Raw genomic sequence first — 11,895 nt, 5'->3', positions numbered from 1 at the left:
CAGTACCGCACCGGCGGCATCGACCCCTCCGTGGCCCTCTTCCTCTCCTCGAACCCGGACGACTTCCTGGACAAGGCCTCGGCCATGGACCAGCTCAGCGCTCAGCAGGTCGGGTCGCTCAAGAAGGTCCAGGAGAAGCAGCGTTCGCTCGCCCAGCAGCGTGCCGAGGCCTCCGCGAAGCTCAAGGACCTCGCCGACACCCGGGCCGAGCTCGCCAAGAAGAAGAAGGAAGTCCAGAGCAAGCTGGGCTCCGCGCAGAAGCTCCTCAACACGCTGACCGCGCAGGAGAAGGCGGCGCTGGCCACCCAGGAGCAGGAGCGGGCCACCCGCGCCAGCGAGCGCGTCGACCTCGGCAACAGCAAGGGCTCGGGCCGTGCTGGCGCCGCGTTCGCGGCCGCCCAGAGCGTGATCGGCTCCCCGTACGTCTACGGCGCCTCCGGCCCCAGCTCGTTCGACTGCTCGGGCCTCACCTCCTGGGCGTACGCCCAGGCCGGCGTGACCATACCCCGCACCTCGGAGGCCCAGGCCAACGCGGGCACCCGCATCTACTCGCAGAGCGATCTCCAGGTCGGCGACCTGGTCATCTTCTACGGCGACCAGCACCACGTCGGCCTCTACGCGGGCAACGGCCAGGTGCTGCACGCCCCGCACACCGGCGCGGTCGTCCGCTACGAGGCGATCGGCAACATGCCCTTCCAGTTCGGCGTCCGGATCTGATCCGGACGGGCGGTCCCGCGCGGGATGCGGGCCGCCCGAAGCGCTCTCCCGTCGCACCGCCCAAACGGGCGAATTGCGACAACTCGCGCTGACCCCGCGCCCCGTCGGTGACCTGCGTCTCCGGCGGGGCGTCACTGTGCGTGCCCGCGGGGGTCTTTGGTCGACGCGTGGTCGCGCGGTTACTGTCTGCCGCGATCCCCCGACGGCGGGGGACCGTCAGCGGAAGGGAGTGCGGCCACCCGTGGGGTTTCATCGCCGCCTTGCACCGACCGGCTTCCACCGGGGCGCCGGCGCCTTCGGTGCCGCCGCCTGCGTGATGTCCGCGGCGGCCGCCGCGCTCGGCACCCTGCCCGCCTCGGCGGCGCCACACGACGAGACCCGGGCCGAGGTGGACCGCCTCTACGCCCAGGCGGAGAAGGCCACCGAGGCGTACAACAAGGCCGACGAGCGCGGCGACGCGCTGCGCGAGCAGATCGGCACCGCACAGGACGAGATCGCCCGGCAGCAGGACCGCGTCAACACCATGCGGGACGCGCTGGGTTCGCTCGCCGGGGCGCAGTACCGCTCGGGCGGCCTCGACCCGTCCCTCGCGCTGCTCTTCTCCGCCGACCCGGACGACTATCTCGACCAGGCCTCCGCGCTCGACCGGATCGGCACCCGCCAGGCCGGCGAACTCAAGGAGCTCCAGCTCGCGTTGCGCGACCTCGCCCAGGAACGCCGCGAGGCCGACGGGAAACTGGCCGAACTGGAGCGCAGTCGCACGTCCGTCGCCCGGAACAAGCGGGTCATCGAGGGCAAACTGGCCAAGGCGCGGCACCTGCTCAACTCGCTGCCGTACGCCGACCGCGCCGCCTACGACCGGGCGTCGCGCGCGTCCCGCGGCGACCTGCCGGGCCTCGACGGCTCCGTCGCCTCCTCGTCGCGCGCGGCCGTCGCCGTCGCGGCGGCCCGCTCGGCGCTCGGCCGTCCCTACGTCTGGGGCGCCAACGGGCCCGGCGGCTTCGACTGTTCGGGCCTCATGCAGTGGTCCTACGCGCACGCCGGGGTCGGCCTGCCGCGCACCTCGCAGGCCCAGCGGTTCGCCGGACGGCAGATCCCGCTCTCCCAGGCGCGGCCCGGTGACCTGGTGACCTACCGGTCCGACGCCGGCCATGTCGGCATGTACGTGGGCAACGGCCAGGTGATCCACGCCCCCTATCCGGGCGCACCGGTGCGCTACGACCCGGTTGGGATGATGCCGATCTCGTCCGTCACCCGGGTCTGACGGGGGCGCGGTCCCGGCGCGGGACCGGCCGGGCGGGCGGGCGTTCCGGCGGGCGGGCGCGGGCACCGTACGATCGGGAGAATGGCCGGTCGAAGGTGTGCGTCGCGAGCGGGTCTCTCCGTGGTGCTGCTGCTCGCCGGGCTCGTCGGCTGCGGCGGCCGGGCCGCGCCGGACACCGCGGCGGCCGACGTGCGGCGGGTCCTGGACCGGCGGGCGGCAGCGGTCCTGGACCGGGACGACGCCGCGTTCCGCGCCACCGGCGCCGCGGCCGGTGCCGGGCAGGGGCTCGCGAACCTGCGTGACGTGCCGTTCGCGGCCTGGTCCTACCGTCTGGCCGGACTGAGCCGCTCCGGCGACCGCGCCACCGCCCGCGCCGAACTGCGCTACCGCATCGCGGACTACGACGCCGCACCGGTCACGGTGGACCGCACCCTGCGACTGACCCGCGCCGGCGGAACCTGGCGCGTCACCTCCGACGAGCCGGCCGGCAAGGGCGGCGACCAGTTGTGGGACGAGGGGACCGTGACGGCCGTACGGGGTGAGCACAGCCTCGTCCTGGGGGTCGGGCAGTCCGGCGAGCGGCTGCGTGCCTTCGCGGGCCTGGCGGACCGTGCCGTGCCGGCCGTGTCGGACGCCTGGGGCGCGGACTGGTCGCGGCACGTCGTCGTCCTCGTACCGAAGTCGCTGGAGGGGATGGCCGGGCTGCTCGGGGCTCCGGCGTCGGGGTACCGGGGGATCGCCGCGGTCACCACCGGCGAGGCGGGAGGCTCGGGGAAGGCGCCCGCGGACCGGATCATCGTCAACCCGGACGCGTACGGCGTCCTCGGTGTCCTCGGCAAGCAGGTCGTGCTCACCCACGAGACCACGCACGTCGCCACCCGCGCCCACACCACGGCCGCCACCCCGCTGTGGCTCTCCGAGGGGTACGCGGACTGGGCCGGCTATCGCGGCAGCGGGCGGACATCCGGGCAGGTCGCCCCGGGACTGCAGCGCGCGGTGGCCGCGGGGGATGTCCCGGCCGGGCTGCCCGAGGACGAGGACTTCGGGTTCACCGGGGACGCGGGCCGGCTGGCGCGGGCGTACGAGGGCGGCTGGATGGCCTGCCGGCTGATCGCGGACCGGTGGGGCGAGGTCCGGCTGAACGATTTCTACCGGGCGGTGGGCGACCACGGGAAGCGGGCTGGCGCGGTCGAGGACGCGCTGCGGGAGGTGCTGCACACGACGCCGGAGCGGTTCGCCACGCTGTGGCGGCAGTACCTCGGGGACCAACTGGGCTGACGCGTCAGGCACCGACCGGGTCGACGCGTCAGGCACCGGCTCGGCCGGCGCTCAGACACCGGCTCGGCCGGCGCTCAGTCCTGTTCGCCCTCCAGTCGCCGGATGGCCTCCGCGAGCCAGGTCCGCTCCGCCTCGCCGGTGGCCCGCGCCACCCGCAGCATGCCCTGACGGAACAGGTCGTCGGCCTCCTCCGCGCGCACGGGCCGGTCGCCCTCGTAGAAGAAGCTCGTCGGGGCCAGGAGGAACTCCTGGCGGCGGCGCAGCACCGCGGCCTGCTCGCGGGGGTCGCCGAGGTGGCGCAGGAACGCGAGCAGGGTGTTGAAGCGGACCTGGTCGGTGATCTCGGCCTGCTTGGGGTGGCGCAGCCGCTCCATGAGGTCCGCGCGCCCCTTCCCGGTGAGCGACAGGATGCGCCGCGGGGCCGCGCCGCTGCCGGGCTCGGTGTGCTGGTCGAGCATGCCTCCGTCGACCAGGCGGGTGATCGCCGGGTAGAGGGCGCCGTCGCTGACCGGCCGGACATGGCCGCTGAGCGCCTTGATGCGCTCCTTCAGCTCGTAGCCGTGCAGCGGCTGCTCGTACAGGAAGCCCAGGATCGACAGCTCCAGCATCCGGCCGGCCCTTCCTTCGTGGGCGCCGACGGCCCGAGGGGCCGGCGCGTCCGGGTGGTTGCGGGGTTCACCCACCCATGGTACCTCTTATCGAGCTACCTCGAAACGATGTAGCTCGTATCGAGGGAGTCTTTGTGAACGCCCATCGCAACCAGCTCATGGCGCTCGCCCACCCCGTCTATCTCTCGCTGCTCGCCTCCGTCGCCGCCGGGATCATCAACACCGTGTGGGTCTCCCGGCTCGGCGGCACCGCCGTGGCCGCCGTCGCCGTCGCGACGAACACCGAGAACGTGCTGCTCGGCGGCGCCCTCGTCTTCGCCTCCGGCACCACCGTCCTGGTCGCGCACGCCCGGGGCGCCGGCGACCCGGGCGCGGTCCGCGCGGCCGTACGCGGCGGCTGGGCACTGTGTGCCGCGGTCACGCCCGTGATCGCCCTGGGCGGCTTCCTGCTGCGCGAACCGCTGGCCCGGCTGGTCCTCGGCGGCGACGGGCGCGCAGTGACCCTCGCCGTGCAGTACTTCGCGGTCTCCCTGCCCGGCATCGCCGTCTTCTTCGCCCAGAACCTCGTCGACGGCATCCTCAAGGGCACCGGAGACACCCGCACCCCGATGCGCCTCGCCCTGCTGGCCAACGGCCTGATCCTCGGCCTCGACCCGTTCCTGATCCACGCGTACGGCGTCACGGGCGCCGCCCTCTCGACCGTGCTGTGCCGCGCGGTGGCCCTCATGGCGGGACTGCGCGCCCTGCGCCGGAACGCGCTGCTGTCGGAGGCGGCCGGCGCGCCGCCCGCCGAGGGCACCGGCGCGGCCCTGCGCCGCACCCTCACCACCGGTCTGCCTATGTCCGCCGACTTCACGGTGAGGCAGGGCGGCGCTCTGGTGCTGGTCGCGATCGTGGCCCGGCTCGGGACGACGGCGGTGGCGGCCTACGCGATCGCCTACAAGGTCATGTACGTCGCCACCATGGCGTTCTACTCGGTCCGCCAGGCCGCCTCGATCCACACCGCGCACAGCAGGGGCGCGGGCCGTGACGAGCGGGGTGCCATCGGACGCCAGGCCGTGCTCGTCTCGGGGGCCGTCGGCCTCCTCGCCGCGGGACTGCTCGCCGCCCTGGCGCCCTGGATCATGCGGGCCTTCGGCGCCGGCCCCGCGGTCGCCCACGACGGCGTGCTGTTCCTGCGCTGCGTCGGCCCCTACCTGCTGTTGATGGCCTGCTTCATCGCCCTCGGCGGGGTCTTCGAGGGCAGCGGGGGAGCGCCGGTGCTGCTGCGGGTGACGCTGACCGGCACGGCGGTCCAGCTTCCCCTCGCCCTCGCCCTGTCAGGACTCGGGCTCGCGGGCATCTGCCTGGCCCTCGCGCTGTCCATGACGGTGCAGTGCGCGGCCCTGTGGCTGTGGGCCCGGCGGAGCGCGCGGACCGGGCGTCAGGAGGACGCCAGGGTCTCCTTGGCACGGGCGGCCTGAGCGGGGAGCTCCGGCGCCGGCCGCGAGACCGTGGAGCGCCACAGCTCCCGGCCGGCCAGCACGGCGGCGGCCACCAGCAGGCCGTTGCGCAGCACGAGGAGGGTGATGCCGAGGTCCGTACTGCCGACGACGTCGCCGAACCAGGTCGGGAACTCCAGCACCGTCACGAAGCACGCGACCAGTGCCAGGAAGACGGGCAGCGCCATCCGGCTCGCCCGGAAGCACAGGCAGACCGCGGCGATCCCGACGATCCACACCAGATACTGCGGGCTGATGACCCGGCTGGTCGCGGTGAACATCAGGACGGCGACGAAGGCCGCGTCGGCGAGCGTGTGCGACAGGTACCGCTTGGCGCACAGCCGCCACAGGATGAGCCAGCCGAAGGCGAGTCCGGTCAGCACCAGGGCCGCCGTGCTCACCACGTCGACGTAGGGACCGACGAACTCCACCGAGCCGTAGTTGAGCAGCACCCGCCCGTTCCAGCCGTGGTGCCTGGCTACGTGGAAGACGAGGGAGCCGAGCGACTCCACCTCGGTGCCGCGGTCGCGCTGGAAGGTCAGGAAGGCGAAGGCGCCCGGCATCGTCGCGAAGAACACCGCCGCGATCCCGGTCGCCGTCCCCGCCGCCCAGGCCCAGGCCCGCCGGCGCACGGCGCCGAGCAGCAGCAGGACCGGCCAGACCTTCACCATCGCGCCGAAGCCCGTGAGGAAGCCCATCACCCGGGGGTGGCGGGAGCCGGCGAGCAGCGCGCCGACCGCGACGGCCGTCACCATCACGTCGTAGCGGGCGTACACGGTCGGGCCGAGCAGCGGGACCCCGATCATCCACACCCAGGCACCCCGCACACTCTTGCCGGAGCGCGAGCCCGCGTACAGGAGCAGCCCGAAGACCACCAGGTCGGCGACGAAGGCCAGCACGAAGAAGGCGTGCGCGTAGTCGAGGAAGGGCAGCAGGGCGGGCGAGAGGATCGCGAGGGAGGCGGCCGGCGGATACTGCCAGGTGACGTCGTGCAGCGGGAACCGGCCGTCCTGCAGGACCTCGTACCAGCCGTGGTAGATCACGGAGACGTCGCTGGTGACGTCCGGGCCGGGGAAGACGTACACCTTGGCCACGAAGAGCAGCAGCGCCAGCCTGGTCAGACCCCAGATCAGCAGCAGGGCGGTCATGGCGAAGGGGAACCTCGTGCTCCGTGCCCCGGTCATGCCCACCTGGCCCTCGTCGTCCGGAATCCGTGTGTCTCGTCACCGCGCTTTTCGCGGACCCAGGGTGACGCACCGGTCTGTGTGCGAGCCGTCGAGCGCGGCCGCGCGGAGCTGTGAGTATAGGTTCGATAGTGTCGAACACGATGCACAAGACCCTGATCGTGACGAACGATTTCCCGCCCCGCCCCGGCGGCATCCAGGCCTTTCTGCACAACATGGCGCTGCGCCTGGACCCCGAGCGGCTCGTCGTCTACGCCTCGACCTGGAAGCGCGGCCACGAGGGCGCCGAGGCGACCGCCGCGTTCGATGCCGAGCAACCCTTCACCGTCGTACGGGACCGTACGACCATGCTGCTTCCGACGCCGGGCGCCACCCGGCGGGCCGTCGGCCTGCTGCGGGAGCACGGCTGTACGTCGGTGTGGTTCGGCGCCGCCGCACCGCTCGGCCTGATGGCGCCGGCCCTGCGCAGAGCGGGCGCGACACGCCTCGTGGCGACCACGCACGGCCACGAGGCCGGCTGGGCCCAGCTTCCCGCCGCCCGGACGCTGCTGCGCCGGATCGGTGAGTCCACCGACACGATCACCTACCTCGGGGAGTACACCCGCTCGCGGATCGCCTCCGCACTGACCCCCGAGGCGGCCGCGCGCATGGTGCACCTGCCGCCCGGTGTCGACGAGCGGACCTTCCACCCCGGCTCGGGCGGTGCCGAGGTCCGGGCCCGGCTCGGCCTCACCGACCGGCCCGTCGTCGTCTGCGTCTCCCGCCTCGTCCCGCGCAAGGGCCAGGACACCCTCGTCCTCGCGATGCCGCGGATCCTGGCCAAGGAGCCGGACGCGGTGCTGCTGATCGTCGGCGGCGGGCCGTACGAGAAGGAGCTCCGCAAGCTCGCGCACGAGACCGGGGTCGCGGGCTCGGTCCGGTTCACCGGGGCGGTGCCCTGGTCGGAACTGCCCGCGCACTACGGGGCCGGGGACGTGTTCGCGATGCCGTGCCGGACGCGCAGGGGCGGACTCGACGTCGAGGGACTCGGCATCGTCTACCTGGAGGCGTCGGCCACGGGCCTTCCGGTGGTGGCCGGCGACTCGGGGGGCGCGCCCGACGCCGTGCTCGACGGCGAGACGGGCTGGGTCGTCCGCGGCGGCTCCGCCGAGGAGGCCGCCGACCGCATCGTCACCTTGCTCGGCGACCCCGAACTCCGCCGGCGCATGGGCGAACGGGGCCGGTCCTGGGTCGAGGAGACATGGCGCTGGGACCTTTTGGCAGCCCGCCTGCGAGAGCTTCTCTAGCGTCACCGGGTTCGCCTACGGGGGTGCCGCTCGCTGCCCGTCGGCGCCTGCGGGCAGCATCCTGGCCGGCCGCGCAGTTCCCCGCGCCCCTGACGGGGCACGCCCCCACCGGCCACGCCCTGAGGGACGCCCGTCAGGGCGCGCTCAGGGGCGCGGGAATGGCGCGAGCAACCACGACGCACCTCCCCTCCCGCCCGGGACGAACCCCACCCCCCACGGCGGGAGCCGCCCCCACCCCGGGAGCGGGCCCCCCACCAGCGCCCGAAGGCGAACGACCCCAGGGACGGAAACGGCTCGGCCCCCTCCAGCGAAGGGGGCCGAGCCGTGATGTTCCCGGCCGGGGTGGAACCCGGTCGCTCGGGCGTCAGCCCCGATAAAGTGCCTCGATCTCGTTCGCGTAATCCTTCGCCACCACATTCCGCTTCAGCTTCAGCGACGGCGTCAGGTGCCCCGACTCCTCGGTGAACTGGTGGGCGAGGACACGGAACTTGCGGACCGACTCCGCCTTGGACACCGCCGCGTTGCCGTCGTCGATGGCGTCCTGGATGGCGGCGATCAGATCGGCGTCCTCGCGCAGCGACGCCGCGGTCGAGCCGGCCGGCTTCCCGTGCTCCTGGGCCCAGCGGGTCAGGAACTCCTCGTCGACCGTGACCAGCGCGCCGACGAACGGACGCCCGTCGCCGACCACCATGCACTCCGCGACCAGCGCGTGGGCGCGGATGCGGTCCTCTATGACGGCCGGGGCGACGTTCTTGCCGCCCGCGGTGACGATGATCTCCTTCTTGCGGCCGGTGATGCGGAGGTAGCCGTCCTCGTCGAGGGTGCCGATGTCACCGGTGTGGAACCAGCCGTCGGCGAGGGCCTCTGCCGTGGCCGCCTCGTTGTTCCAGTACCCCTGGAACAGGTGCTCGCCGTGCAGCAGCACCTCGCCGTCGTCGGCGATACGGATCACGGAGCCGGGCAGCGGCTGACCGACCGTGCCGATCTTCGTACGGTCCCACGGGTTGAAGGCCGTGGCCGCGCAGGACTCGGTGAGGCCGTAGCCCTCCAGGACCGTGAAGCCGATCCCGCGGAAGAAGTGGCCGAGCCGCTCGCCCAGCGGGGCACCGCCCGAGATCGCGTACTCGCCGCGACCGCCGAGCACCGCGCGCAGCTTGCTGTAGACGAGCTTGTCGAACGTCTTGTACTTGATCTTCAGACCGAGCGACGGCCCCGCGGGGGTGTCCAGCGCGCGGCTGTACGCGATGGCCGTGTCCGCGGCCTTGTCGAAGATCTTGCCCTTGCCGTCCGCCTGGGCCTTGGCGCGCGCCGAGTTGTAGACCTTCTCGAAGACGCGCGGCACACCGAGGATCAGCGTCGGCCGGAACGAGGCCAGCTCGTCGGTGAGGTTCTTGATGTCCGGGACACAGCCCAGCTTGATCGGCGCCATCATCGGCGCGACCTGCACGAGCCGCCCGAAGACGTGCGCGAGCGGGAGGAACAGCAGGACGGAGCACTCACCGGTGCGGAACAGCGGGCGCAGCCGCTCCACGATGTTGCCGCACTCCGCGAAGAAGGCGCGGTGGGTCAGGACGCAGCCCTTGGGGCGACCGGTCGTCCCGGAGGTGTAGACGATGGTCGCCGGGTCGTCCGCCTTGGCGAGCGAGCTGCGCTCCTCGACGGTCGCGTCGCTGACGTCCGCGCCCAGGCGCCCCAGCTCCTCGACGCCGCCGGCCTCGATCTGCCAGACGTGCTCGAGGGCGGGCAGCCGGTCGCGCACCGACTCCACGGAGGCCGCGTGCGCGGGCAGCTCCACGATGCAGGCCCGCGCGCCCGAGTCGCCGAGGATCCACTGCACCTGCTCGGGGGAGCTGGTCTCGTACACCGGCACGGTGACGGCGCCGGCGCTCCAGATGGCGAAGTCGAGCAGCGTCCACTCGTAGCGGGTACGGGACATCAGGGCGACCCGGTCACCGGGCTGCACACCCGAGGCGATCAGACCCTTGGCAGCGGAACGCACCTCGGCGAGGAAGGTGGTGGCGCTGACGTCCGTCCAGGTGCCGCCCACCTTGCGGGCGATCACGGCTACGTCGGGATGCTGCGCGGCGTTTCTGCGGACGATGTCGGTGAGATTTCCGTCCGCAGGGACCTCGTACAAAGCCGGAAGGCTGAACTCGCGCAAGACTGCTGCTCCTCATAGGGCGCCGACGCCACGACTCTGTGTGATGCGACGGTGCGGTCCAAGGCTCGGGCAAGTACTCAAGAGATCATTTGTTGAAATCCCGAGTACGACTGGACTGCCCGGACGTTACCCGCCGGTATGGCCTCTTCGACAGGGGGTCCCGGCGAGATGTTCCATGCGTCACACGTGGTGGCGTTCCTGCGCGCACAGTAGTCCACGCCCTTCCGGGGGTGCCAGTAATCGCAGGTCCGGCCGCCTCTGTTCACGTTTGCCACACCGGCCTACGCTTGATCGTCATGGCATCCACACCCGTCGGCCGTCCGAGGACGCGCATTCACGTGGTCAGCGACGTGCACGGCAACGCCCGCGACCTGGCCCGGGCCGGTGACGGCGCCGACGCCCTGATCTGCCTCGGTGACCTGGTTCTCTTCCTCGACTACGCCGACCACGCGCGCGGTATCTTCCCGGACCTCTTCGGTGTGGAGAACGCCGACCGCATCGTCGAGCTGCGCACCGCCCGCCGCTTCGAGGAGGCGCGCGCGTTCGGTGCCCGGCTGTGGGCGGGCGTCGGCACCGACCGGGCCGCGGCGATCGAGAAGGCGGTCCGCAAACAGTACGCCGAGATGTTCGCTGCGTTCCCGAATCCGACGTACGCGACCTACGGCAATGTCGACATGCCGACCCTGTGGCCGGAGTACGCCGGACCGGGCACCACCGTCCTCGACGGCGAGCGGGTCGAGATCGGCGGCCGCGTCTTCGGGTTCGTCGGCGGGGGACTGCGGACACCGATGCGGACGCCGTACGAGATCAGCGACGAGGAGTACGCGGCCAAGATCGAGGCGGTCGGCGAGGTCGACGTGCTGTGCACGCACATCCCGCCGGAGGTGCCGGAGCTCGTGTACGACACCGTGGCGCGCCGCTTCGAGCGCGGCTCCCGCGCGCTTCTTGACGCGATCCGGCGCACGCGCCCCCGGTACGCGCTCTTCGGCCACGTCCACCAGCCACTCGCCCGCCGGATGCGCGTAGGGGCGACGGAATGCGTGAATGTGGGGCACTTCGCGGGGTCGGGCCGCCCCTGGGTGCTGGAGTGGTGACGCCGCGACGGCGCTGAAGGCCAGGTGGGGTGACGGCGCCCGCGGCCGTGCGCGGTAGCCTTCACGCTGCACACACGTGCGCACCACCCTCCCTCACCGGACCGCATCTGGAGGAGCCACCGCGATGGCGGAACACACCAGTTCGAGCATCACGATCGAGGCGGCACCGGCTGACGTCATGGCGGTGATCGCCGACTTCGCCCGCTACCCGGACTGGACGGGCGAGGTGAAGGAGGCGGAGGTCCTCAAGTCGGACGACCTCGGCCGTGCCGAGCAGGTCCGGCTGGTCATGGACGCAGGCGCCATCAAGGACGACCAGACCCTCGGTTACACCTGGACCGGGGACCACGAGGTCTCCTGGACCCTGGTCAAGTCCCAGATGCTCCGGTCGCTGGACGGCTCGTACCTTCTCAAGCCCGCGGGCGAGGGGGCCACCGAGGTCACCTACCGGCTGACCGTCGACGTCAAGATCCCCATGCTCGGCATGATCAAGCGCAAGGCCGAGAAGGTCATCATCGACCGTGCCCTGGCCGGCCTGAAGAAGCGCGTGGAGGAAACCGTCTGACCCACCGGCGCCGGCCCCACACCCCGGGGCACAGCCACCAGCTCCCTCTCGCCCCCTCCGCCTCAGACCCCGCTCCTCGAACGCCGGAGGGGCTGGATCTCCCCGGCCGGGGCTGAACCTTCGCCCGCCGGGCTGGAACGGTCACCACCACCCTCCCGCGGCCGGCATCCGGCGTGAGGGGCCGTGCCGGTACATCGATGCCCGTCGCCACCGACGCTCACGCCTCACCCAACGGCGACGGGCTGATGCACCGGCAC

General features: G+C 72.5%; 10 protein-coding genes. 7 read left to right on the top strand and 3 right to left on the bottom strand.

The annotated features are described in order from the left end of the window. From ACWEBX_RS34070 to ACWEBX_RS34060, 3 genes are all read left to right on the top strand, one after another. The coding region (locus ACWEBX_RS34070; protein ID WP_451888635.1) for a C40 family peptidase at positions 1-717 on the top strand (717 nt) is incomplete at its 5' end. A 241-nt stretch (positions 718-958) separates the two neighbouring features. Then, a complete protein-coding gene (locus ACWEBX_RS34065) occupies positions 959-1,981 on the top strand; it encodes an NlpC/P60 family protein (protein WP_451888634.1) in 1,023 nt (340 codons plus the stop codon). A gap of 81 nt (positions 1,982-2,062) precedes the next feature. Then, positions 2,063-3,259: a hypothetical protein gene (locus ACWEBX_RS34060; RefSeq protein WP_451888633.1), complete on the top strand. Its 1,197-nt coding sequence runs from the start codon at positions 2,063-2,065 to the stop codon at positions 3,257-3,259. A 74-nt stretch (positions 3,260-3,333) separates the two neighbouring features. Here ACWEBX_RS34060 and ACWEBX_RS34055 read toward each other — a convergent pair whose 3' ends face one another. Continuing rightward, positions 3,334-3,867, bottom strand: coding sequence for a PadR family transcriptional regulator (locus ACWEBX_RS34055; protein ID WP_451888632.1), 534 nt, complete (start codon positions 3,865-3,867; stop codon positions 3,334-3,336). Between the two features lie 134 nt (positions 3,868-4,001). Between ACWEBX_RS34055 and ACWEBX_RS34050 the strand changes: the two genes are divergently transcribed. Further along, on the top strand, positions 4,002-5,330 hold the full coding sequence (locus tag ACWEBX_RS34050) for an MATE family efflux transporter (protein WP_451888631.1): 1,329 nt from the start codon (positions 4,002-4,004) through the stop codon (positions 5,328-5,330). Here the strand turns inward: ACWEBX_RS34050 and ACWEBX_RS34045 are convergent. Then, the gene (locus ACWEBX_RS34045) at positions 5,291-6,532 is read right to left on the bottom strand and encodes a glycosyltransferase 87 family protein (RefSeq protein WP_451888630.1); all 1,242 of its coding nucleotides are present in this window, start codon (positions 6,530-6,532) and stop codon (positions 5,291-5,293) included. The two genes, ACWEBX_RS34050 and ACWEBX_RS34045, sit on opposite strands and share 40 nt — an antisense overlap. Before the next feature lie 143 nt (positions 6,533-6,675). Between ACWEBX_RS34045 and ACWEBX_RS34040 the strand changes: the two genes are divergently transcribed. Further along, positions 6,676-7,818, top strand: coding sequence for a glycosyltransferase family 4 protein (locus ACWEBX_RS34040; protein WP_451888629.1), 1,143 nt, complete (start codon positions 6,676-6,678; stop codon positions 7,816-7,818). Positions 7,819-8,182: 364 nt separating this feature from the next. Here the strand turns inward: ACWEBX_RS34040 and ACWEBX_RS34035 are convergent, their stop codons facing one another. Further along, entirely contained in the window at positions 8,183-9,979 is a 1,797-nt protein-coding gene (locus ACWEBX_RS34035; protein WP_451888628.1) for an AMP-dependent synthetase/ligase, read from the bottom strand. A gap of 338 nt (positions 9,980-10,317) precedes the next feature. On the opposite strand from ACWEBX_RS34035, the gene ACWEBX_RS34030 reads away from it, so the two are divergent. Continuing rightward, the gene (locus ACWEBX_RS34030; RefSeq protein ID WP_451888636.1) at positions 10,318-11,073 is read left to right on the top strand and encodes a metallophosphoesterase family protein; all 756 of its coding nucleotides are present in this window, start codon (positions 10,318-10,320) and stop codon (positions 11,071-11,073) included. A 124-nt stretch (positions 11,074-11,197) separates the two neighbouring features. Further along, positions 11,198-11,638, top strand: coding sequence for an SRPBCC family protein (locus tag ACWEBX_RS34025; RefSeq protein WP_451888627.1), 441 nt, complete (start codon positions 11,198-11,200; stop codon positions 11,636-11,638). The last annotated feature ends 257 nt before the right edge of the window (positions 11,639-11,895 follow it).

The sequence above is a fragment of the Streptomyces sp. NPDC005070 genome (assembly GCF_053600395.1).
The sequence above is the reverse complement of the archived record's forward strand: the minus strand, read 5'-3'. Positions and strand labels throughout refer to the sequence as shown.

Coding starts and splice junctions, on each gene's coding strand:
- ACWEBX_RS34045 (WP_451888630.1), bottom strand. CDS start 6,532: ATGACCGGGGCACGGAGCACGAGGTTCCCCTTCGCCATGACCGCCCTG.
- ACWEBX_RS34060 (WP_451888633.1), top strand. CDS start 2,063: ATGGCCGGTCGAAGGTGTGCGTCGCGAGCGGGTCTCTCCGTGGTGCTG.
- ACWEBX_RS34040 (WP_451888629.1), top strand. CDS start 6,676: ATGCACAAGACCCTGATCGTGACGAACGATTTCCCGCCCCGCCCCGGC.
- ACWEBX_RS34025 (WP_451888627.1), top strand. CDS start 11,198: ATGGCGGAACACACCAGTTCGAGCATCACGATCGAGGCGGCACCGGCT.
- ACWEBX_RS34055 (WP_451888632.1), bottom strand. CDS start 3,867: ATGCTGGAGCTGTCGATCCTGGGCTTCCTGTACGAGCAGCCGCTGCAC.